The 24,764-nt window shown below is 34.6% G+C and carries 15 protein-coding genes and 1 other RNA gene; 10 read left to right on the plus strand and 6 right to left on the minus strand.

The window, feature by feature from the left end; all coding sequences use genetic code 11:
• Positions 1 to 7 precede the first annotated feature (7 nt).
• Complete coding sequence (locus WC223_01890) at positions 8 to 1,732, plus strand: PspC domain-containing protein (protein ID MFA6922981.1); 1,725 nt, start codon at positions 8 to 10, stop codon at positions 1,730 to 1,732.
• A gap of 171 nt (positions 1,733 to 1,903) precedes the next feature.
• On the opposite strand, the gene WC223_01895 is transcribed toward WC223_01890, so the two are convergent.
• Genes WC223_01895 through WC223_01910 form a run of 4 tightly spaced genes read right to left on the minus strand, consistent with a single transcriptional unit; the run spans position 1,904 to position 5,821 of the window.
• Positions 1,904 to 3,184, minus strand: a complete 1,281-nt coding sequence (locus WC223_01895; protein ID MFA6922982.1) for a glycosyltransferase — start codon at positions 3,182 to 3,184, stop codon at positions 1,904 to 1,906.
• Between the two features lie 9 nt (positions 3,185 to 3,193).
• On the minus strand, positions 3,194 to 4,249 hold the full coding sequence (locus WC223_01900) for an NAD-dependent epimerase/dehydratase family protein (protein MFA6922983.1): 1,056 nt from the start codon (positions 4,247 to 4,249) through the stop codon (positions 3,194 to 3,196).
• Between the two features lie 60 nt (positions 4,250 to 4,309).
• Entirely contained in the window at positions 4,310 to 5,269 is a 960-nt protein-coding gene (locus tag WC223_01905) for a glycosyltransferase family 2 protein (GenBank protein ID MFA6922984.1), read from the minus strand.
• The gene (locus tag WC223_01910) at positions 5,270 to 5,821 is read right to left on the minus strand and encodes a DUF4199 domain-containing protein (protein MFA6922985.1); all 552 of its coding nucleotides are present in this window, start codon (positions 5,819 to 5,821) and stop codon (positions 5,270 to 5,272) included.
• Between the two features lie 304 nt (positions 5,822 to 6,125).
• Between WC223_01910 and ffs the strand changes: the two genes are divergently transcribed.
• An RNA gene (ffs, locus tag WC223_01915) (signal recognition particle sRNA small type) lies at positions 6,126 to 6,225 on the plus strand.
• Between the two features lie 261 nt (positions 6,226 to 6,486).
• Here the strand turns inward: ffs and WC223_01920 are convergent.
• A complete protein-coding gene (locus WC223_01920; protein ID MFA6922986.1) occupies positions 6,487 to 7,098 on the minus strand; it encodes a hypothetical protein in 612 nt (203 codons plus the stop codon).
• A 5-nt stretch (positions 7,099 to 7,103) separates the two neighbouring features.
• Positions 7,104 to 7,652 (minus strand): hypothetical protein, encoded by a 549-nt coding sequence (locus WC223_01925; protein MFA6922987.1) that lies wholly within the window; start codon positions 7,650 to 7,652, stop codon positions 7,104 to 7,106.
• 323 nt (positions 7,653 to 7,975) lie between these two features.
• Here WC223_01925 and WC223_01930 point away from each other — a divergent pair, with 323 nt between their 5' ends.
• From WC223_01930 to WC223_01965, 8 genes are all read left to right on the plus strand, one after another.
• Positions 7,976 to 8,374, plus strand: a complete 399-nt coding sequence (locus WC223_01930; protein MFA6922988.1) for a GldM family protein — start codon at positions 7,976 to 7,978, stop codon at positions 8,372 to 8,374.
• Positions 8,375 to 8,656: 282 nt separating this feature from the next.
• On the plus strand, positions 8,657 to 19,156 hold the full coding sequence (locus WC223_01935) for an RHS repeat-associated core domain-containing protein (protein ID MFA6922989.1): 10,500 nt from the start codon (positions 8,657 to 8,659) through the stop codon (positions 19,154 to 19,156).
• A 25-nt stretch (positions 19,157 to 19,181) separates the two neighbouring features.
• The gene (locus WC223_01940) at positions 19,182 to 20,324 is read left to right on the plus strand and encodes a hypothetical protein (GenBank protein MFA6922990.1); all 1,143 of its coding nucleotides are present in this window, start codon (positions 19,182 to 19,184) and stop codon (positions 20,322 to 20,324) included.
• Between the two features lie 27 nt (positions 20,325 to 20,351).
• The gene (locus WC223_01945; GenBank protein MFA6922991.1) at positions 20,352 to 20,885 is read left to right on the plus strand and encodes a T9SS type A sorting domain-containing protein; all 534 of its coding nucleotides are present in this window, start codon (positions 20,352 to 20,354) and stop codon (positions 20,883 to 20,885) included.
• A 98-nt stretch (positions 20,886 to 20,983) separates the two neighbouring features.
• Positions 20,984 to 22,684 (plus strand): RHS repeat-associated core domain-containing protein, encoded by a 1,701-nt coding sequence (locus WC223_01950; protein ID MFA6922992.1) that lies wholly within the window; start codon positions 20,984 to 20,986, stop codon positions 22,682 to 22,684.
• A 12-nt stretch (positions 22,685 to 22,696) separates the two neighbouring features.
• Positions 22,697 to 23,293 (plus strand): hypothetical protein, encoded by a 597-nt coding sequence (locus WC223_01955; GenBank protein ID MFA6922993.1) that lies wholly within the window; start codon positions 22,697 to 22,699, stop codon positions 23,291 to 23,293.
• A 191-nt stretch (positions 23,294 to 23,484) separates the two neighbouring features.
• On the plus strand, positions 23,485 to 23,916 hold the full coding sequence (locus tag WC223_01960; protein MFA6922994.1) for a hypothetical protein: 432 nt from the start codon (positions 23,485 to 23,487) through the stop codon (positions 23,914 to 23,916).
• A 132-nt stretch (positions 23,917 to 24,048) separates the two neighbouring features.
• Positions 24,049 to 24,759, plus strand: coding sequence for a hypothetical protein (locus WC223_01965; GenBank protein MFA6922995.1), 711 nt, complete (start codon positions 24,049 to 24,051; stop codon positions 24,757 to 24,759).
• The last annotated feature ends 5 nt before the right edge of the window (positions 24,760 to 24,764 follow it).

The raw sequence follows: 24,764 nt of genomic DNA on the forward strand, positions 1-24,764 counted from the left end.
AAGAACTATGAATAAGACAATATCAATAAATTTAAGCGGCATCATTTTTAACATTGATGAAAACGCTTATGAAATATTAAGTGATTATCTATCCACATTAAAGCGTCATTTCTCACAAACAGAGGGGAGAGACGAAATAATAAGCGACATTGAATCGCGTATTGCTGAAATATTTCAAACTAAAATCAGCGACAAAAAACAAGTCATACTTATTGATGAAGTAAATGAAGTTATTAACATTCTTGGTCGTCCCGAGAATTTTGAAAAAACAGAAAATGAAAATTCTAAAGAATCTTTTTCTGATGCAGGCGATTGTTGCAGAAATAAGAGATTGTTAAGAGACCCCGATAACAGAGTGCTTGGTGGGGTTTGTTCAGGTTTGGGACATTATTTTGACGTTGACCCGGTGTGGTTCCGACTCGCTTTTGTGTTGGCACTTTTCTTTTTCGGTTCGGGTACACTTTTATATATTATCTTATGGATTGTAATCCCACGTGCAAACACTACTGCTGAAAAGCTCGAAATGAAAGGCGAAAGAGTGAATATTTCAAATATAGAAAAAAATATAAAGGAAGAAATCGATGGATTGAAAAAACGTTTTCACGAGTTCAGAAGAGGAGCAAAGTCAAATGTAAAAGAAGAATTCGATGATTTGAAAAACAAAATGCATGATGTGAAATGCAACGCAACCGATTACTATCACAACAGACCTTATAAGAATTCGGCTCACAGGGTTGTTGATTTATTTGTGGAAATTATTGGTTATTTTGTGAAAGCACTGGTAATATTTGTGGGAATAATTCTTGCTGTTGTTGGTCTTGCTGTAATAATTCCATTGGTTTTGTCGTTGCTTGGTTTCTATCACGGAGTATATATATTTCATCCGGGAATTCATGCACTTTCATTAAATGATATGGCTCATTTGATTTTCGAAAACAATCAGCAAACAACTCTTGCGATTTTTGGAATAATATTTTTAGTCGGTATTCCGCTAATAATGCTTGTTTTTCATGGCATAAAATTAATTTTTGGATTAAGAAAAAGAACAAGAATAATTTCAGTAACCGCTTTAAGCTTATGGTTGGTTGGCTTGTTGATTTGTGCATACTTACTTATTTCAACGGTAAATGTTTTTAGTGAAAAAACTTCTTTTAAACAAAATGTTGTTTTAACCCAACCTAAAAATAATACATTGTATATTGATATCAAAGGAATTTCGGACATTGACGATAACGAAGTTAAGCCGAATGAGAGAATGGAAATTGATAATTTTTTTATGGCAATAAAAGATAATTCTATTTGCAGTTTTGGAATTCCGCAATTGAAAATCGAAAAAAACGATTCTAATATTTTTGAAATGTATGTCATTAAATCGGCAAGAGGAGAAACGGTGAAAGATGCGAAAGTAAGAACTGAAAAGATTAATTTTAACCTCACACAAAAAGATTCATTACTGCTCATTGATAATTGCTTTTTGTTACCGGCAAATGAAAAGTGGCGAAATCAGAATGTGAAAATTATTTTAAAAGTTCCAGTTGGTAAATCAGTTGTATTTTGTAAAAATGCTGACAACATGACCTGCTACGATGATAATGTAAATGATATTTTGTGTTCAGGAAATGTGAATAAAAAAATAACAATGACAGAAAACGGACTTAAATGTCCTGATTGCAGCAATATCTTCAGAATAGAATCGCGGCACCATCATAAAAAAATAATTATTGAAGATTAAAACAGAATGTCAGAAAGAAATTAAAGCCGGGTTTTGTGACTCGGTTTTTTTGTCGAATTTCACAATAAATATTTTTTTATAAAGTAAGATTTTACTGTTACATGTTGATTAAAAATGAGGTAACCTTTGTTAACTCAACAAGAAGAGGAGAATATACAAACAGCTGATAAATTATATTCTATCCAATATTGTTTTAGCATAATTTTCCCAGCTCAATTTTGAAGAAGATTCCTTAACATTTTCGGGTGGGAGCGGATGCTCTAAAAACCTGAGCATTTGTTCAGCCATTGAATCAATATTATTTGCTTCGGCAAGATAACCGTTAAATCCGTCTTTTATTGTTTCGGGAAAATGCCCTACTTTTGTTGCAAGTATAGGCATGTTGAAATTATAACTCAATGATTCGATACCGGAAGGTGTTGCTGTGAGATAATACAGAACAGCGCAATTGCTTGCCTGAAAATACTTGTGCACATCTTCATTCGGAATAAATTCATTAAAAACAACAACTTGAGCTTTTATTCCAAGTTCATCAATAAGTGCTAAAGGGTTGTAATTTCGTTCATCATCACTGTTTCCGAGAAATATTTTTTTTGCAATTCCGAAAGTGACATTTTTTATTTTTGTTGATAAACTTTTTTTATCGAGTGTATTCCAGAATGATTCACCGCAAATCAGCAAACTCACATCATCGCGTTGTTTTGCAACAATGCTGAATGCTTTTATTGCATTGTGCAATCCCTTGTATTTGCGTATAAATCCGAAGAAAAGAAATACATTTTTTTTGAGGTTATATTGCTTTTTGAAATTCGCTACATCGAAAGCAGGATTTACTTTAAACAAATCATAAATCGGATGATATAATTTAAGAACTGTCTGCTCATTCGGCTCTTTGCTTCTTTCGCCATTTTGCGTCAGAACAAATTTGCGCGAAGGAAATAATTCTTTAAGTTCGTTATATGTTTTTAATGCATGAACAATATATGTGTCGGGTTTGGAAATTCCCATTTTTGTGAGCATTCTGTCAATTTTGCTTTTTTCTTTTTGCACAACAAAATGCAAATCAATAATAATTTCGGCTTTGCAGATTTTTTTAAGTCGTTTTATTATTCTGCTTAAAGGCAGTCCCTGCAAGGCAATTGACCATTGAAAAATTACAATGTCGGGATTTAAAGATGAAATGTAATTTGCGGTTTGCCGCCATGTGAAAGGATTATTATAATTTGTAATGTATTTGCAAACTATATTCGTTCCATCGAGAAAGTTCGTTTTGCTCACTTTATCTTTAAATTCGCGTGGTACAATGCCCGGATATTGCTGTGTCCATGAAACAATATTCGTCTTAACATTTTCGCATTGAACTAATGCTTTTGCCAGTGAAGTGTTGTAATTGGAAAGTCCGCCTTTGAAAGCTGGTCCGGGTCCAAAACATACAACTGTTTTATTGTTCATTGTTAATTGTTATTTATTCATTTGCCCTGACTCTTTTTTCATTACAGCGTCATAAACTCTTTTCATTCCTTCTTCGATTGATATTTTTGGTGTCCATCCTATATTTTCTTTCACCCAATCCATGTTGCAATATCTCGAGAAAACGCCGACCGGTTTATCAGGCAGAGGTTTTATTGCGGGAGAGTATCCTGCAAATTTGCCGAATACTTTTATTATTTCGCGAAAGTTGGTTAGCTTTCCCATGCCAATGTTTATGGCTGTTCCATCGTGTATTTTTTGCATGGCAAGCAATGTACAATCAAGAACATCGTCAATATGTACAAAATCTCTTCCCTGATAACCATCGCCCCAAACCTCAAATGGATTTTCTTTTAGAACAGCTCTTCTTGCAATAGCAGGAACAGGATAAGTGTAATCCTGGTCTTCTCCATATCCCGAAAACGGACGAATGCAGGTTATTTTAACACCATAGTATTTCGCAGCAATTTTTGCAAGATATTCACCTGTAAGCTTCGACCAGCCGTAGGTCATATCGGGCTGTCCCATATTATTAAAATCAATATCCGATTCCTTAAGCTGAATTGTATTTTCCTTTGTCTGCTTGCTTACCGGATAGGCAGCACTTGAACTTGGATAAAGCACTCTTTCGGGTTTATGTCTTGTAATCCAATAAAAAAATTCAGCATCAATAGAAAGGTCTAAGGCAACCATCATCGGGTCGCCGTCAATTTTCAGTCTGCCTCCGACAATAGCTGCAAAATGAAAAACATCGGCAAATTGAGTTATGTCAATGCCATAAAAGTTTTTAAACCATGCTCCATCATTAATTAAATTTCTTAAAGTATCTCTAAAATCACTTTTCAGAAAGAGCAATCTTTCATCCTCGCCATATATTTCAAGGTCTTTAAGGTTTCTTTTAAAATCCACCTCAAGCCATGTGGACGGGTGTGTGCCAACTGATAGGTTGTCAACAAAAACTATTCTGTCGCTTGTAGAATAATATAATCTTTTAACCATATTTCTTCCAACAAAACCGCAACCGCCCGATACCAAATGTGTTCTCATATTTTTGTAAATTAAACTTTATTCTAATTAATGATGATTTTAAAACTTTAAGTACTTCCTTTATTCAATATTTATTTTTTTCTGAATAAGATATTTGTTTCTGTCAGCCGAATTTCGTGAAATCAATTCGGCGAGGAAACCCGCCAGAAACAACTGTGTTCCTATAATCATTGAAGTGAGAGCTATGTAAAAATATGGACTTGTTGTTACTCTGGGTGCAATTCCGCCATTTGTTACAATCATTATTTTTTCAATCCCGAGCCATGCAGCAAAAATAAATCCGAGAATAAAAATTATGGTTCCGAGGAGTCCGAACAGGTGCATTGGACGTTTGCCGAATCTGCTTACAAAACTTATTGTCATCAAATCAAGAAAACCATTAATAAATCTCGATATTCCGCCGAATTTAGTTTTGCCGTATTTTCTTTTATTATGAACAACAATTTTTTCGCCGATGTTAATAAAGCCCGCCCACTTGGCAATAACAGGAATATAGCGATGCATTTCACCGTAAACTTCAATGCTTTTTATGACATCGCTTTTATATGCTTTAAGTCCGCAGTTAAAATCATGAAGTTTTATTCCCGATGTTTTTCTTGTTGCCCAGTTGAAAAATTTTGTTGGAATTGTTTTTGAAAGCGGGTCATAACGTTTTTTCTTCCATCCCGAAACCAAATCAAATCCCCGCTCTTTTATCATACCGTATAATTCGGGAATTTCATCGGGGCTGTCTTGTAAATCGGCATCCATAGTAATTACAACATCTCCTTGTGAATCGTGAAAACCTACATTCAGAGCTGCTGATTTGCCGTAGTTCCTTCTGAATTTTATTCCTTTAATATCAGAATTATTTTTAGAAAGCTCACTTATTGTATCCCACGAATTATCATTGCTTCCGTCATCAACCAAAATAATTTCATAAGAGAAATTATTGCTTTTCATAACTACAGAAATGCTGTCGGTAAGTTCTTTCAGCGATTCCGCTTCATTGTATAATGGTATTATTACTGAAATATTCATTTATGCGTTTTGTTGAAAATTGCTGTCAATTGAAGTATCTTCTTTTTTAATAAAAATAGAAACTATGAGTGATACAAGAAATGCATAAAAAGTTGTTCCGATTATAGTCATAAAAAACATTACTGCCGGATTAGTGAATTTTCTTGTCATTGATAGTGCTGTTTCAACTTGCTCATCTGTAAAATTCGGATATCTTTCAAGTATTTTTTCACGTGCCATATTAGTTATTTGGTCTATAAGAGAAGGGTCGATGAACTTAAACAGAATAAAAGTGTAAAAAGCAATTAATATGGATGCAAAGAAACCTGTAAGAACTCCGCACGACAATGACTGTCCGTAAGAAATAAAACCATTAAGAGAGTTGTCTCTGTGGTATTTGGAGCTAAGAGTAATTCCGACTATCAACACAATAAAAGTAAACGTGTTCGACAGCCACGATTTTTCGATTTGATTTGTTAAATACATAATCAATGAAATTACGATAAGAGCTAAACCCATGATGGCTCCAAATGTCATTGTGCTTTTTAATAAAGGATTTTTCTTTTCTTCCATGATTTTTGTGTTTTAATGGTTCGATTTATCGGGCAAATTTATAAATATATAATGAAATATCCATGCAAATAAAAAAAAATGCACAAACCGCAGATGATTAAATGAGCAACGCAGCTTTTAACAAAGTAATGCATGGATATTCACGAGCAGGTTGTGCGGTTGGCTTTTGCGGGAGTGAGTAACTAAAAAAGTTTATTAACCAAAATAGCAAATTAACAGCAGGAATTTCAATTACTTACAAAATTTAAACACATGAAAATAAATTAAAAATATTGTTTTAAATTTATTTTATTAAATTTGCATCGGGTAAGTCTTGCACGACCAGCTCCTATTTAACTCCCCCAGGTTCGGAAGGAAGCAAGGGTAAAATGGTTGAGCGGTGCGATGCAAGTAGCTTACCCTTTTTTAATTTATGAAGTCGTGAAGAGTGAAGTTGTGAGTTCATACTTCCTGCAAGTACACCGAAAGTATAGCGATTCGGGATTTAGGAATTATGATTCATAAATGGTGAAATTGCGAAGTTGCGAAATTATAAAAAAGCCGTTCCTGAAATTCAGCAACGGTTTTTCATTTGTGCTCAATTAAGAGCGGGAAATTAATTTCGCAGATTACTTTGAGCTTAACAACAAGCTTCATAATATCCGAGTGCCTTACCCGTGAATAGTTTAATAAACTATTATCGAAACGGGGGATTTCCAATCCTGTTGACCTTCTTTTAAAACGCATGCTGCCCTGAACCAATACCTTGTGAATGGCTTTAAACCGCTCGCAACAAAAACCGATTGCAATGATGTACCGGCTTTATTCCAACCGTCTTCGGCAGGAACCGGGTCTTCGCAATACTCCCATATCCATGCCACTCTGCCTCTTATTGCCTTGCATTTCAAAACCACTTCTCCGGTATGTTCGCCGTGAACTACGCTGAAATCGCCTTTTATTCTCGGAATCGGCTGATGTGAGGGATGAAATCCTGCACTCAGCACAGTTGCCTCGTTCCCGGCACTTATTCGGTCAACATAAGCTGCCTGTATGTGCATTAATCTGTCCAATTCTTTCTCTTGCTGATGCAACAGCGCAGTTTTTTGCTTACCTCCACCCTGAGCAGCGTTAAAAGCGGTCTCGAGATTGTTGCATGCAGTTGTCAGGTTTGCATAAGTAACATCGGGAGTAGTAAATACTCCTGCTGCACCCATCTTTGTTACAGTATTCCTGCCGAATTCAACCTTTGCAGGCACCGACAAACGCACAAAATCCAATAACACTTTTATTACTTTCATTTTGGTTATAAGTTTTGCTTCACAAAAACCGGCTCACCGCATCCCTGCATTTTGGTATTGAACATGTACCCCGCAGTATTATTATTACCGGCACTTTTGTGGTTATTATCATTTCTGATACGGATTTTGCTCTTTTTTGCATAACTCCCAAAACAACTGCTTTGCTTTACATTACAATTGTTCTGTAATACGTTCCTGTTGTATTGCCATACATTACAACTGTTTTGTAACACATTCATGTTGTATTGCCATGCATTACAAGTGTTTTGTAACATATTTTTATTGTACTGCTTTACATTACACCTTTTTTGTAATACATTCATGTTGCATTGCCTTACATCACAGGTGTTTTGTAATACATTTTTATTGTGCTGCTTTACATTACAAATGCTTTGTAACGCATTTTTATTGTACTGCTTTACATCACAACTGTTTTGTAATGCATTTTTGTTGTACTGTGTTACATTACACCTGTTTTGTATTACATTAGCAGTATATGGAAAAACGTGCAAGCTGAGAGTGTCCAATAAATATGTTTCTTGTATGGCTTTCATTGTTGCAGATATTATTTTATTATTAAAACGTAAGCATATTTTATTTTATTGTATTAATATGATATAAAATTAATGTATTTATTGCCAAATGTCAATAACAAATAAGTTATCGGTAGGTTTTATTAAGTTAACGGTAAAAAAATAAAGAATTAAAAAACCACCTAATAAATAATACCATTAAATCTTATTATAATGTACTATAAAACATTAGTAAAAAGTACGTTATAATGAAATTTTTTAAATTTTATTTTGTAATTTTTAAAAAAAAGTTTTTCATTTGCAACCTCAAATAACTAAAATCCGATAACTAAAATTATATAAAAATGAAAAAAACACTTTTAATTTCAGTTTCATTAATGTTTTGTATGTGGAGCAACACATACTCACAAAGCAATAAAGAGTATAAATATAAATTAGGAACACAATATTGCGATTCAACTTTTGCAATTAAGCTGTCGGCTAATGCTCTGTCGTCTGTTGCAAAATTGGAAACAACAAATTCCGATTATACTATTTCGAGCTTTGTTTTATCAATTCCCCGCGGGAAAGATTTTGACAACTTAAATAGTGATGGAGATAATTTTACTAATTTAATGAAGCAAAAAATTCAAACGCTTTCACCTGGCACTATAGTTTATATATCTATGGTGCAAGCAGTTTATAATAGTACCGAAAACACTATTGAAGTTGTTTTACCATCAATTCCGGTTAAAATAGAGTAAAAATAAATAAGAAACAAAAAAAAATAAATATAAAAATTATAAAAAATCAATTTGCCCCAAACTATGAAAAGCACATTGACTGAAAATTCGCTTTACCCCAAACCCTAAAGGGAGGCGAATTTTCAGAGGTCTTCTGAAAGGAGTTGATTTTTTATAATTTTTAAAAATGGCAGCAAATTGATTTTCTTCGCTCCCTTCAGGGTTAGGGGTAAACAAAGAAAATTAATTATAAAATCAGTTAATTATTAAATATAACATTTAAAAACCCATAAATCAACTTTTATGAAAAACACCTTTAAAATTCTCTCAGCACTGTTATTACTTGTGGTAACAGCCAACACAAATGTTTTTTCTGCAAGCAGGTATTGGATTGCAACATCTGCAGCCAATTGGAACAGCACAAGCAACTGGTCAACAACTTCGGGCGGCTCAAGTGGTGCTTCGGTGCCGGGTTCATCCGATGTTGCTTATTTCGACGGAAATGGTACGGGTAATTGCACAATTAATGCCAATGCAAATGTTTTGGGCTTTAATATACTAAGCGGATACACCGATACTATTTTTCAAAACAGTTCATATACGGTAACAATAGGCACAAGCAGCTATAATCAAGCCGGTGGAGTTTATAAAAGCTTAGGCACAAGCGGTACTGTTTTTACCTGTAATACATTTAATTTAACCGGAGGTGTTTTTATTGCTCCTTCTTCAACAATGTGTATCAGTGGAACTGCCAGTGTGGAAACTTCGGTATTTAAGCAAACAGGCGGAACTTTTACTCACAATAACGGACAGTTAACCATAAGTTCCAGCGTTAACGGCAAATATTATATAGAAGCATTACAAGGCACTGAATTTTACGACGTATATGTGAATGTTACCAATACATATGGGGACTTATATCCCAAAACAATGAGCAGTATTGTGGTTAAACATAATTTAACTCATTACAGCGGTTATATAAACGGCGACTGGTATGTGTATGGAAATTTATATGTACAGCAAGCATCAAGCTGGCCTTCAACAGACCCATATACTTCAACAAGTAAAGGTAATGCCAAAATACACATTGTAGGTACGGGCACACAGGAATACTTTGGCAACGGAACAGTAACAGCAAATTTATTAGTACAAAAATCGAGTGGAACATTTCAGCCGGGAAGCGGATGTACAATGTTCGGCTGCTCAACCTTTGAACTTGACAGCGGAACATTTGTTGCTCCAAGTAATTATATATTAGTCGGCGGAACGGTTTTTAGTCACGGAATGACTATGTTCACTCATTCAGGAGGAACATTCAGCAATAACAGCGGAACAGTAGTGCTACAGCCACTTTCTTCCGGTTATTACGTTTATTATGCAGATGTTCTGACTTCAACTTGGTTTTATAATTTAACAGCAATACCTGATAAAAATGGCTCAAATAATCCCGGTCGTTTATCTTCTGCAAGCGGTGATACTTTGAAAATAAGCAATACATTCACACACGATAAATATTATATTGAAGGTGATTGGCGTGTTGAAGGTGATTTTATAATTAACGCTACTGCTTTGGGCTCAACTACAAGTTATGGCGGCGGAAACGTTCGTATGACAGGCAGCGGAAACCAGACATATTATTGCAATGGCGGAGGAAGTACAGCTAACCTTATTGTAGAAAAAACAGGAGGCACTGTATCACCCGGGACTTCAACATTAAGTGTATCAAAGTTCTCGTTATCATCAGGGAGTTTTACTGCTCCAACCGGAAATTTTACAATATCCGGTGCTTTTAACTCCAATCAAACAATATTCAATCATTCGGGTGGGACATTCAGCCATAATAACGGAACAGTAATATTACAGCCCAAAAATTGCTCGACTACTCTTTATATTTATTATGCCGACGTGATACCGTCAACATGGTTTTATAATTTAACGGCAATTGCAGACGTTTCCTGTTCCGGTTATTCCGGTCGTTTATCATCAGCAAGCGGAGATACTGTAAAAGTAAGCAATACATTCACACACGACAAAAGTTACCTCGAAGGCAACTGGCGTGTTGAAGGTAATTTTGTAATTAACGCTAATGCTTTGAGCTCAACTACAAGTTATGGCGGTGGAAACGTTCGTATGACCGGCAGTGGAAACCAGACATATTATTGCAATGGCGGAGGAAGTACAGCTAACCTTATTGTAGAAAAAACAGGAGGCACTGTATCACCCGGAACTTCAACGTTAAATGTATCAAAATTCTCGTTATCATCAGGAAGTTTTACTGCTCCAACCGGAAATTTTACAATATCCGGTGCTTTTAACTCCAATCAAACAATATTCAATCATTCGGGCGGGACATTCAGCCATAATAACGGAACAGTAATACTACAACCGAAAAATTGTTCGACTACTCTTTATATTTATTATGCCGACGTGATACCATCAACATGGTTTTATAATTTAACGGCAATTGCAGACGTTTCCTGTTCCGGTTATTCGGGTCGCTTATCATCAGCAAGCGGCGATACCGTGAAAATAAGCAATACATTCACACACGACAAAAGCTATATTGAGGGCGACTGGCGTATTGAAGGTGATTTTATAATTAACCCGAGTGCTATTGGTGCATCTTATAGTTCGGGTTATGTTGGTGCGGGCAGCATACGAATGACAGGAAGTGGAAATCAAACGTGTTATTGCAATGGCGGAGGAAGCACAGCTAACCTTATTGTAGAAAAAACAGGAGGCACTGTATCACCCGGGACTTCAACATTAAGTGTATCAAAGTTCTCGTTATCATCAGGGAGTTTTACTGCTCCAACCGGAAATTTTACAATTTCGGGTACATTTAATTCCAGCCAAACAATATTTGCTCATACAGGCGGAACATTCAGCCATAATAACGGAACAGTGATATTACAGCCAAAAGACCGTTCAGCTTCTTATTTGTATTACTATGCAGATGTTATACCTTCAACATGGTTTTATAATTTAACAGCAATTGCAGACGCTGCTCCATCGTACTATGTTTGTCATTTGTCTTCGACAAATGGTGATAGTATAAAAGTGAATAATACATTAATACACAGCAAAGGTTATTTAGAAGGTGATTGGTATGCTAAAGGCGATTATGCTTTAGAAGCCGGCGTGAATAGTGAGAATGCAAACATAATTTTTGCAGGAGAAAACAATCAGAACATTTCTTCAAACCTGACAACAGAAGACAGAATAAACGGAAATGTTATAATAAACAAACCATCGGGCAAAGTTTATTTGCAAAAGGCGGTAAAGCTCGACCAGACAGGTAAAAGTTTAACTCTAACAAAAGGAAATATTGTTTCCACTTCAACTAACCTTTTAACAATTGGTGATAATGTAACTGTAAGCGGAGGAACGAAAAATAGTTTTATTGAAGGACCAATGAAGAAAATAGGAAACGACATATTTGAATTTCCTTTGGGAAGCGATGCAAATTACCGCATCATTAAAATATCTGCTCCTTCCGTTACAACTGATGCTTATACGGCTGAATATTTTAATACAGGACAAACTTACGGTTCAAGTGCCGATGCTTCTCTTCAATCTTTAAACGACTGCGAATACTGGAACCTCTCGAGAAATGCAGGTACTTCAAATGTTTACGTAACGTTATCGTGGGACACCAATAGCTGCAATATAACCGACATAAATACACTGAAAATAGGCGGTTGGGATGGCTCTATGTGGAAAGACCTTGGCAATGGTGCGGTAACCGGAAATATTTATAATGGCACAATAAAAACCGCAAGTACGGTAACCACATATAACGCTTTCTTATTAAACAAACAAATAAAAGCCGAAGCAGGAGAAAATAAAACAATTTGTAACGGAGGCAATACAACCATAGGCGGCAACCCCACAGCAAGCGGCGGAAGCGGAAGTGGGTTTACTTATACATGGTATCCTTCAACCGGATTAAGCTCAGTAAACACAGCCAATCCAACAGCAAACCCAACAGAAACCACAACATATACAGTCACAATTACTGATGGAGCAAGTGCTACAAATGCCGATAATGTTGTGGTAACAGTGAATTCGTTGCCAACAGTAGCAGCAACCGGAGCAACAATATGCAACGGAAGCACAGCAAATATAACCGCAAGCGGAGCAAATACATATACATGGAGTACTTCGGAAACTGTAAGTTCAATAACTGTAAACCCAACAATTACATCAACGTATTCCGTTTCGGGAACGGATGGGAATGGGTGTACGAATACGGCTGAGGCAACAGCAACTGTAAACCCATTACCAACAATAACAGCAATAGGTGACACGACATTTACCGGAGATACTACAAATATAACTGCAAGCGGAGCTAATACTTATTCATGGAGTAATGACTCTATAGGAAGTACAATAACTATAAATCCGATAGAAACCACAACATATACTGTAACCGGAACAAATGGCAACGGTTGCGCAAACACTGCACAAGCAATAGTATCTGTATATCCTGCACCACATGTAATAACTACAGGGGCAATTATACACTACGGCGATGTTGCTACAGTAACTATAAGCGGAGCGAACACTTACACATGGAGCAATTCGGCTACAACAAGTTCAACAACTGTCGCTCCTACCATCACCACTAAGTACGCAGTAACATTTACAGATATACAATTAAACTTAAGCACAGACACGGCAGTTGTTTTTGTTAACGATGACAGTGATACCAACGAAGTATCATTTTATCCGAATGAACAAAACTCCAGTAACAGAACCATTAACCAATCGCTTCCTGTTGGAACTATTGCGGGGACTTTTGATGTTTCACAAAACGGTGCAGCTACATATAACATACCAATTATATTGCCTCCCGGAACTGCCGGAATGGTGCCTGATTTATCAATATATTATAACAGCCGTAGCGGAATGGGTACTATGGGAATGGGCTGGGGATTGAGCAGCTTTTCTTCTATTTCCAGAACTAATAAAAACAAATATTATGACGGAATTATAAGCCCCGTGAACTTAGATGAAGATGATGTGTTTGCCCTTGATGGTGAGCGGCTCATATATGATACTGAAAACAGCATGTACCGCACCGAAAACGAATCTTTTTCTAAAATAACTTCAAATGGCACAAACGGAGGTGTTGAGTGGTTCAAAGTAGAAACAAAGAGCGGTATTACTTTTGAATATGGACATTCCGAAGACTCAAAAATTACGCTTGGCAGCACAAACTTTTCATGGCTTTTAAATAAAGTTTATGATGCAAATGGAAACTATTATACATATACATATGACCCGAATAATAATTACATACCTTTAAAAATTGAATATACTGGCAACGCATCTTCTTCACCCACATTAACCCCATATAATTCGGTAAATTTTTATTATGATAGAAGAACTGATTATAGTCCAAATAATGAAGAAACATTTGATTTGTATGATAATTCATATATAGCCGGACATGAACTTAGAAGTAATTCTATGATTTTGAAAAGAATTGAAATTAAAAATGAAAGTGCGATTACTAAACAATATGAATTTAGTTATGTAAATAGCTGTTATCCTCATCTTACCGAAATAACTGAATATGGCAGCGATGCGAAACATTTTAATTCAACAATTATAAATTATGGCGACAAAACTGATAATTTAAAAACTTATGATAAGTTTAATGTTAGTAGGAATTCTGCGGTTTTATATTCAGGTGATTTTAACGGAGACGGGTTGTCGGATATTATGAGTTATGAGGATAATGACGAAGACCATGGATTACGACTATATCTTTCGCGAAAAGAAGCGGTTACTGGCGGGTATTCTATGCATTATGATCAATCGTATGATGTGTTTTTATCAGCAACATACAATGATAATTACCAAATGCAGAAAGATGCCGGAACAACAGCCGCTGATTTTAATGGCGACGGCAAGCAAGATTTTTTATTTATAGAATGGAATACAACCGGCACAAGAACATACACATTAAAAACTTATATTTCTAGCGGAACAGATATTAATGACATGAGCTTAACCCAAACTGAAGAAACCGCAATTGCCTATACAAGTACAAGTTTTACTGACAGTAATTATCCCAAGTTTATAACAGGTGATTTTGACGGTGATGGAATACAGGAAATAATTGTTTTTGGAATGATTGATGCTGATGGAGATATTGGTACTTTCGGATATCGAATTTATAAATACAATGCTACACAAAATACAATGGATAAGATTGTTGATACTGGCTCGCCTATGTTTAACGGAGGTGACAAAACTTATTGCGATAACTTTAAAGGTACTAAAATAACTGATATTTTATACTGGAACAGTTCGCTTAATTCTAATTATTATAAAATGTGTAATTTTAGTGTTGATGTTTATGGAGTTATAAGCATGTCAACTAACACAACTACTATTCCTTCATCCGATACCAAACCTCTTTTGTTGGGAGATTTTAATGGCGATGGCAAAACAGATGTTTTGAGAACAGCGAATGACCATACTCCGGGATGGACTTGGGAAATTTATTTTTCCAATGGTACCGATTTTTCATATCTTGGCGAAGCTGGTTATCCGGATTTCGCCACAATGGGTGACTACGATAGAACAAATGATGGGAACGGAGTGATTTATGGCAGTACTTCAGGTTACTATAACTATTATCATCCCGATGAATTAGTTACTGGTAAAACATGTGTGGATTATGAATATATTGTCGGCGATTATAACGGAGATGGCAAATCGGATATTGCCGAAATAACCACTCACGATTACGAAGATTCATACCCAAGCGGATATATTACTTTCAATGTTTTTTATAGTAAAGGGGTTAACTCATTTATAGAAGAAACATCAACAGTTCCAAATCAATTAGTAGGTGGTTATTACAATTGCGTTGTATCTGATGAGTTAACACAAGGCGATTTTAACGGAGACGGGAACGTGGATATTTTATATTCAACTAAAGACGGATACCTTGGAAATTTATTTACATTTCATCCCGACGAAAAAAATCAACTTGTAAAAACCATAACAAACGGACTTAATGTAAAAACAAATATTGAGTATGCTTGTATTACCGACCAAAATGATGAAATTAATGATTTGGGCAATATATACCTGAAAGATGAAACCGGATATTCATATCCTATACAAAGTCCGGTACCTCCAATGTATGTGGTTTCAACTGTTACAGAAGATAACGGAGTAGGAAGCACATTTAACTCGGCTTATCAATATCAGGGATATAAACTAAATCTTGAAAGCGAAGCTGACTTGGGATTTACTAAAGTTAAATCTGTTGATGAGAGCAATATTATTACCACAGAATATGAACTTTTAAATACTGAAGATTATTGCACTGTGGCTTTAAAGAGTGAAACAGTAAAATCAGCATCAGACAATCCTGTTTCTGAAACCATATATACAAACGATGTAAAAGATTTCGGAAATAAAATAATTTTTCCGTACATAACAGAAGAGGAATCAACAAATTCGTTACTCGGAACAACAAATACAACATTATATTCATGGAATAGTACCGATTTGAATAACGGCAACCTGACTTCCGTGAGTGTTAATTATAACGGCGATGCTTATACTACCGCTTCTTATGAATATACCTCGGCAGGAAACTGGGATTGTCCCAATAAAATAAGCAATATTACTGTTACAAAAACCCGAACCGGCGAAACTGGCAGTTATATCAGAACTGTTGATAACACTTATAATACCGATGGCTCATTAGCAACTTCCGTGAGAGACCAGGGACAAGCCAAAAGTGTAACCACAAACCATACATATTATAGTAATTTTGGTAATCTTCATACTACAACAATTTCGGCAAGCGGGCTTTCCAGCAGAACTTCAACTCTGGAATATGACGAAAAAGGACGTTTTGTTACAAAATCAACAAACTCTCTCAACCAGTTTTCCGAAGCAGAGTATGATTCTAAAACCGGAAACGTAACAAGCAGTACGGATATTAACGGGCTGATAACTACTTATACTTATGACGGCTTTGGACGACCTCTTACTACTATATTACCCATAGGTGCCACAGGACAAACTATAAATTATTCAGCCGAATGGAACATTAACGGAAATAAATTATATAAAACTAAAAAAACCTTTACGGGAACTTCTGATGAAATAAATTTTTTTGACTGCCTTGGAAGAAACTTAAGAAGTGAAACATACACAGACATAGGAAACACACAAAAGACAATTTACAGCGAAACCCAATATGATAATGACGGACTTGTTGAAAAAACTTTTGCACTTCCAACTACCGGTTCTGCTTTGGAAACCGATTATATATGGGACGAATTTGAAAGAATAACAACTGTTGAATCGCCAGTATTACAAACAGATTATTTTTATGGTGGGTTGACAACAACCGTTTCGGAAACAATATCGGGTAATACAAGAGCCAAAACAACAACAATTGATGGAACAGGTAGTCCTGTTTCGATTGTTGACGATGGCGGAGCAGTGAGCTATACATATAATAACGCAGGACTTGTCAAACAAATTACAACAAACGGCTCTACAACACAAATAACTTATGACGATTACGGAAACCAAACACAATTAATTGAACCCAACTCCGGAACAACTTCATACACTTGGAATGCTTATGGTGAAATAACAGACCAGATAGATGCTAACGGAAATACATCCACTATAACTTATGATGTACTGGGAAGACCTGTAACTGCCGTGAGCACCGAAGGAACTACAAGCTATACTTACGACACCGAAACGAATGGCGTCGGCATGCTTGCATCTGTAAGCGGACCCGAAAGCGGATATGACTACAGATTGAAGTATGACGAATATGGCAGAACGCATCAGATAATTGAAAAAATTGACGGCACTGACTATAATACTTATTATGATTATGACAACTTTAACAGGGTAAATAAAATTACATATCCTCATGCTTTTTCTTCTGTTTTTGCTGTAAACAAATTTTATACTAACTTTGGCTATTTAAAGGAAGTTAAAAGGGATGGTAATAACCAAACTGTGTGGAAAGCAACAAGCATGAACAATATGCAGCAAATAGACGGCTATTCGCTTGGCAACAACAACCTGCTGCCTGTAACCAAAACATTCGACACTTACGGTTATCTCGAAGAAATAAAAACACAAAACTCGGGACAAACCGTGTTGCAGGATTTGCAATACAATTTTGAGCATGCAACAGGAAATATGTTATGGCGTAAAGATGTTACACCAGGCAGAAATTTAACCGAAAACTTTACTTACGATAATAAACTCGACCGCCTTACTGCAATCGCTTTTGGCAGCAATACTGTAAACATTGATTACAGCAATAACGGCAACATACACAGTAAAAGTGATGTAAACGAGGGAACCTATCAGTACCATGCCACAAAAGTTAATGCAGTTACCTCAGTAGGAGAGGGAAGCGGTCAAGGTATCTCATCTTCACAAACTATAAATTATAATTCATTTAATAAAATCACAGATATTACTCAGGGTATTCAGGGAGGCAACTACAACAAAATGTATTTTAATTACGGACCTAACCAATCGCGAAAGAAAGTTGAAACATACCTGAATACTACATTAATAAAAACAAAATACTATTCGCTTGGTTACGAAAAAGAAGTAACAGCAGGCAGCGGGAGTACACGTGAGTGGTATTACATAGATGGAGCAGACGGACTTGCAGCAATATTTATACAAGATAACGGAACAAACGGAGCAATGCATTACGCATTGCAGGATAATCTGGGTTCTATAACTGCACTTGTAAACGAAAGCGGAACAAAAGAAGAAGAGTATAGTTATGATGCTTGGGGCAGACGAAGAAACGTAAGTGATTGGACTTATGCCAACGTGCCAACGCCATCTCTTATAAACCGCGGTTATACGGGGCACGAACACATGGATAATTTCGGATTAATAAATATGAATGGCAGGTTATATGACCCGCTTGTAGGGCGAATGTTAAGTGTTGACCCGTTTGTAGCAGATGCAACAAGTTCGCAGGCATACAATAGGTATAGTTATAGCAATAATAATCCACTTACATATATGGATCCAAGTGGATATATGTCGACTGGTCATATTGCACGTTGGAGAAAAATTCCACGAGCAAAAAGTAGTGATTGGAATGAACCCGATATTTTAATTGATGATATTGGTGCTGAAGGTGGTGGTGATGGTGGTGCCGAAGGTGGTGGTGGAGGTGGTAGTGGCCATGGTGGAGGTGGTAGTGCCCATGGCGGCGGTCATAGCAGAAGAGGAGAAGAAAACGGTTTTTTAGGTCAAAGCGACAAAGATTTAATAGAACAACAGATAGAACACCATAATTATATGTATGGTATAAAAAAAGAAAAACCTAAACCAAAACCTAAAAGCCATAGGAATCGAACTCTTCTACGTTGCCCAATATTTAAAGGTGGAGGTAAAGCAAATAAACATCATGATAAGTGGAATTGGAATATTAATTGGGATTGGGATAATTGGGGTGGATTAGGTTTTAGATACGGCAATTTTACTTTATTTGATATTAATATTGGTAATAGGCATAAAACGCCTCACTTGGGTGCTAAATATAATTGGTTTCCTGGCAGGAATAACCATTCTTCATTTCAGTTTTTTTATTCAGTCAAAGATGGAACAACAACACATATAAATAATTTTATCCCTTTACATTTTATTACCCCTATACCAACAGGATTTGCTTTGAAAATTGGTCCTTTTCAAATAAGCTGGCAATGCCCTCATACTTGGGATAGTTATACTGGATCTGATGCAGATCCGATTGATAAGTAAAAACTAAAAATAAAAATCAAGGAAATTGATAAACGTATATAAAAATAAAGTATTTATAATATTACAAGTATGCATTATATTAAGCATTAAATATGTTTATTCTCAAACAAATTATGAGAAATATATAAAAAATAATTTGTTGCTATTTGATACAATACATAACCAATACATTGATTCATTACTAGGTAATAAGGTATTTTACGTTGCAGGAGAATGGCATAATTTTGAAAAAGAAAATAGAAATGTAGAATTAACTCTATTTAAATATTTATATTATTATAAAAATGTTAGGGTATTTATAATGGAATACGCATTGAGCTGTGAGTACTTTATTAATAAATATTTAGAAACCGGCGATGAAAATATTTTAATTAGACTTGGAAATAATTGTCCTAAAAATGTATTAGATATTAGTAAAGAATTATATAAATTTTATAAAACTTTAAACAAATATGATAAATTTAAAGTGAAAACTATAGATGAAGATATATCTGATTTAACAATTATTTTGTTTAAAGAATTATTTCCAAAAGAAGAGCCACCGATTGAAATAAGAAAGTCAATTGAAAAAATTAAAAATTCAATGAATCTGAACAATGATGAATTTATAGCGTTCATAAAAACTATACAAAATGATATTAAAATTCATGAGGATTCATATAAAAAATATTTGAAAAATGATTTTGATTTTTTTATAAGAAATGTAGAAGGTGCTTACCTAGGTTGTTATCTTAACAAAACAAAATTAAAAGATAGCACTGTATTAAAAGAAAGAGAATTGTTTATGTATAAAAATATGTTAAGTATTATTAAAGAATACCCAAATTGTAGTTTTTTTGGTCAATTTGGAGGAGACCACACTACAAATACTATTCAAAAAGACTTTGCTGAATTTAAGTATTGGAATTCTTTAATATCTATGTTAAATACAAATACAGATTTTCCTTTAAAAGATAAAGTATTATCAATGCGTATAACTTATTATCCATTTAAATTAAAAAGAAACGATACAGTACTTGAAGATAATATATGTATTGCATTATCGGAATATGTTAAAAAAAGTAAAATTAAATTGTCTGATAATATATTATTATTTAATGTTCGAGGTAAAGATAGTCCTTTTATGGAATATCAAAAAGTCCATGATTTCATATTAGTAGTAAAATAAACAAGGTATTAATAAAAACAAATAATTATGAAAAAACTAACATTAATAGCCATAGTACTGCTAACAGGCATAGCGGTTAAGTCGCAGAATTACCAGTTTGGTTATGATGCAAACGGCAACAGAATAACACGCGATGTAATAGAAATACCGCAAGGAAAACCTGAGGGAAAAGATGACCCCAAAAACGAAACAGCTAAAAACAACACTACATCGGAAGAAAACAGTGGAGAAAATACAGGTGCTATTACAGATAATAACACGCAAAATAATAATGCAAGTGAAAGCCAAACAGAAAAAACTTACGAGGCAAGTTTAGGCAGCCAAAAAATAACTATTTATCCAAACCCCACAAAAGGCGAGCTGAAAATAGATATTACAAACCTGCCCCAAGCAACCAACGGTTTAATTTTAATAACAGATATGCAGGGAAGAGTAATTTATAAAAGCCAAAATGTAAATTCCACAAACACACTAAGCATAGCAAATGAATCGGCAGGAAATTATGTAATGAAAATAGTAATAAACGGAAAGTCGAAGGAGTGGCTGGTAGTGAAGCAATGAATAAATAATAATTAATAATAAAAAACTTTGCGTCTTTGCGTTTCTGCGAGAAAAATAAAAAAACAATTTGTATATTCGTAAAATAAAAAAACAACGAAATGCAAAACAATATCTGCTATTTCACCACTTCACAATTTCGCAACTTCACAAATTATTTTAGCAACAACGGCAACATTCAAAACAAAAGCGATGTAAATGAAGGAGATTATCAGTACGATGCTACAAAAGTTAATGCAGTTAGAGAAATCAGTTCAGGCAGTGGCGAAACTAATTCGTCTCACCAAGTAATAAATTATAATTCTTTCAATAAAATTGCTGATATTAGTATAAGCGGCCCGGTTGGAAGCAACACAACTTCTATGTACTTTACTTATGGACCCGAAGAAACTCGTAAGAAAGTTGAAACCAAGCTTAATGGCAATTTAACTAAAACAAAATACTATACTGTAAATTATGAAGAAGAAAAAGACGAAGCTACAGGTTATAGAACTAAATGGCATTACATAATGGGAGGTGATGGGTTGGCAGCAATATACATATACAATGAGTCCAACAGCACAGGTACTATGTATTACGTATTAAAAGACCACTTGGGTTCAATAACAGGATTAGTAAACGATGCAGGAACACTTGTTGAAGAATATAGCTATGATGCATGGGGAAGAAGAAGAAATGTAAGCGATTGGAGCTACAATGCAGTGCCAGTACCAACGCTTGTAACCAGAGGATACACAGGGCATGAGCATTTGGATGTATTTGGCTTGATAAATATGAACGGTCGTTTATATGACCCCATAGTAGGTAGAATGCTCAGCCCCGATAATTTTGTGCAGGATGCAACAAGTACGCAAGGATTTAATAGATATAGTTATTGTCTGAACAACCCATTAAAATATACAGATCCAAGTGGAGATTTTGTGCAGTATATTGTTGGCGGTATAATGGGGGCTATCTCTGGTTATCAATATGCTGAATCATTTGGTAAACATGGAAAATTTTGGTATGCATTAGGTGGGGCTATCATAGGTGCGGCAAGTGCTGGTATTGGTTCTGGAATTGCAAGTTCTGGCGCTTTTATGGCAAATACCTTTTCAATTGCATTTAGTTCTATTACTTATTCAGCTGGAATGGCTGCTATGACTGGAGGTAAAATGCAGCCAAGTATTAGCTTTGGAGTAGCATCATACAATTTTGGAGCTGAAGATTGGGGATATTTAGGCAAAAAGCATAATAAATGGTATGAGACAATGGGTTATGCTTTTGGTGCAATGGCAGATTTGCAGGATTTAGTTGCCGGCACTCATGGAACATCCATTGATGTTAATGCTAGACCTAAAATAGCGGGGCATAGTCAATCAAATGGTTTTTATGATGGCCAAGATATTACAATCTCTGTTGGGCCATGTGAAGATGTGGATCCAAAAATTCATAGTGATTTAGGTTGGGAATGGGAATATGTAAAAAAATCACTAAAAGGTGATCCTGCTTTTGGAGAGAATGTTTCATATATAAAAACAAGTGATCCAAAGTTTCTTCCTATAAAAATAAGTAATGTTAATGGTAAGTGGTTATTGTCAATGACAAATAGACTTAATGCCAACAGAAATCTTCTAAATTCAGGCAATTTAACATATGGTTTATTCCAAGGTTGTGTTAATTATAATGCAAGGGCATTATTATTTGCTGGAATTTTTAATATAAATGCATTTTTACCTGTAACGTCTCCAATGTTTTTGAATTTAGAATTGACTATTCGACAAGCAGGTATATATGCATCACCGTATTTAACAACTCATTAATTAAGTGCTATTATGAAGGTAATTATTATTTTAGAAATAATTTTATATTTTACTCAAACTTGTATTGGACAAAAAGGAGCGTCTGAATTAGACTCGAGTAATACAAAAAAGGGATTTTTAAAAATAAAAGATAATGCAATTAAAAGTGAGATTGCGATATTCAGTATTAAAGGTTCTTCTTTAATGAAATCGTACAATAATACAAAAGAAAAACTTGAAGAAATACCTCTTAAAAAACACACAGATAGTTCAGCTTTTTTTGAAAAAGGAAATTTATATGCAAGTGAAGTAATAGTAAGTATTTATATAGAGTGTAGGAATCAGAATTCAAAAATAAAAGAAATTAATTATATTCACTATAAATATGGATTAAGCTTGCCGGATAGTGCTTTTAAAGATTTAAATATTTCCAATTTATGCATTGAAAGTATATTTAAAGGAAAATCAATGTTAGCTAAATGTAAGGTATTTAGAACAGCAGATAAAAAAAGGGTTTATATATACATGATTTACAAAGAAGGCAAAGATGCTTACGAAGTAACGTGGATAATTAGTGATGGTAAATATTATAATAGGGTGATAGATGCTCTTGAAAACTCGGATTTTTAACCCTTCTATAACTTACACAGCTGGTATGGCAGCTATGGAGGTAAAATGCAGCTCCCGCTGGCTCGGATTTGTAATTTTGAGTGTTCAAAACAATAAATAAATGAATAATGATTTACAATTGTGTTTGTAAAAGGTTAATAAAAGAGGTGTTTTAATAACATAACAGTAATTAATTTTGAAAAATAAAAAAAATGAATAACATTATATTATCTGCAATTATAATTATTATTTCCTTTATTCTAATTTTAATATTAAATAAAACTACTCAAAAGGAAAATGATAAAATTATTTCAAATGGTTCTTATACTATTGGAACTGTTTCAGTTTATTCATCTGGTAAAGGCGCAATAATTGCTCCAAAAATTATTAATAGTCCATCTAATCCCCCTTGGGTTAAATATACTTACACTGTTAATAATAAAATTTATAATAATCGATATAATGCAGGCAATTATAAAATGCCTTTTGAGGGAGTAAATGAAGGAGAACGCTATTTAGTAGTATATAAAAAGGATAAACCAGAAAAGAGTTTAATGCTTTTTGATTATCCAATAAGAAACGATTCTGATTTTGAAAAATACATGGAAGAATTTAAGAAGCATCCGCCAAATTTAAAATGGTAAATTTTATTTAAAAACAACAACAATGAAAAAAGTAACATTAATAATTTCAGCAATGCTGCTGTGTTCAGCATTAAGAGCCCAAAATTACCAATTCGGATACGATAATAACGGTAACCATACAATAAAATAAAAATGCAAAAATTAATATTCGGATTACTTATATTTTCAATAATTGCTTGTTCACCAAAAGTAACAACCAATATAAACAAGCAGTATCCTGCATTGGATTACACAAAAGAAGTTATTGTGATAGGATTGTCGGAAACAGCACCGCCTTCTGCAGTTGAAATTGGAACTATAAAAATCGGAGATTCGGGTTTTTCTACTAATTGTGGTTGGGACAAAGTAATTGAAGAAGCAAAGACAGAAGCAAGAAAAGCAGGCGGAAATGCAATTAAAATTATTGAACATATACCACCAAAAGCTATGGGAAGTTCTTGCCATAGAATTACCGCAAAAATTTTAAAAATCGAAAATACAGAAGAAATAAAAGCTACACAGGAAAAAGATAAGATAATAACTGACAGCACATGGAATTATGCAAAGCTTTTTGTTTTCAGATATGGCGGAGTGGGTGCTTTTATAGGGTATGACTTGTACATTGGCGATTCACTGTTATGCAGAGTTACTAATAAATCCAAGAAGGAAATAAAAATATACAAAAAGGGATTAAACACTATTTGGGCAAAAACGGAATCAAAAGAAGAACTTCCGATAAACATTGAATTTGGCAAAGAATATTATTTAAAATGCAGTGTTGTTATGGGAATAATGGTTGGACGCCCTAAATTGCAATTAGTTGAACCCGGAGAAGGAAAAGCTGCATTTACTTCTATAAAATAAAGCTG

It is taken from the genome of Bacteroidales bacterium, from assembly GCA_041671145.1.
Taxonomy (GTDB): Bacteria; Bacteroidota; Bacteroidia; order Bacteroidales; family JAHJDW01; genus JAQUPB01.

What these genes read in the sequence shown, in the direction of transcription:
- WC223_01890 (MFA6922981.1), top strand. Translation starts at nt 8, where the DNA reads ATGAATAAGACAATATCAATAAATTTAAGCGGCATCATTTTTAACATT.
- WC223_01895 (MFA6922982.1), bottom strand. Translation starts at nt 3,184, where the DNA reads ATGAACAATAAAACAGTTGTATGTTTTGGACCCGGACCAGCTTTCAAA.
- WC223_01900 (MFA6922983.1), bottom strand. Translation starts at nt 4,249, where the DNA reads ATGAGAACACATTTGGTATCGGGCGGTTGCGGTTTTGTTGGAAGAAAT.
- WC223_01905 (MFA6922984.1), bottom strand. Translation starts at nt 5,269, where the DNA reads ATGAATATTTCAGTAATAATACCATTATACAATGAAGCGGAATCGCTG.
- WC223_01910 (MFA6922985.1), bottom strand. Translation starts at nt 5,821, where the DNA reads ATGGAAGAAAAGAAAAATCCTTTATTAAAAAGCACAATGACATTTGGA.
- WC223_01920 (MFA6922986.1), bottom strand. Translation starts at nt 7,098, where the DNA reads ATGAAAGTAATAAAAGTGTTATTGGATTTTGTGCGTTTGTCGGTGCCT.
- WC223_01925 (MFA6922987.1), bottom strand. Translation starts at nt 7,652, where the DNA reads ATGAAAGCCATACAAGAAACATATTTATTGGACACTCTCAGCTTGCAC.
- WC223_01930 (MFA6922988.1), top strand. Translation starts at nt 7,976, where the DNA reads ATGAAAAAAACACTTTTAATTTCAGTTTCATTAATGTTTTGTATGTGG.
- WC223_01935 (MFA6922989.1), top strand. Translation starts at nt 8,657, where the DNA reads ATGAAAAACACCTTTAAAATTCTCTCAGCACTGTTATTACTTGTGGTA.
- WC223_01945 (MFA6922991.1), top strand. Translation starts at nt 20,352, where the DNA reads ATGAAAAAACTAACATTAATAGCCATAGTACTGCTAACAGGCATAGCG.
- WC223_01950 (MFA6922992.1), top strand. Translation starts at nt 20,984, where the DNA reads ATGCAAAACAATATCTGCTATTTCACCACTTCACAATTTCGCAACTTC.
- WC223_01955 (MFA6922993.1), top strand. Translation starts at nt 22,697, where the DNA reads ATGAAGGTAATTATTATTTTAGAAATAATTTTATATTTTACTCAAACT.
- WC223_01960 (MFA6922994.1), top strand. Translation starts at nt 23,485, where the DNA reads ATGAATAACATTATATTATCTGCAATTATAATTATTATTTCCTTTATT.
- WC223_01965 (MFA6922995.1), top strand. Translation starts at nt 24,049, where the DNA reads ATGCAAAAATTAATATTCGGATTACTTATATTTTCAATAATTGCTTGT.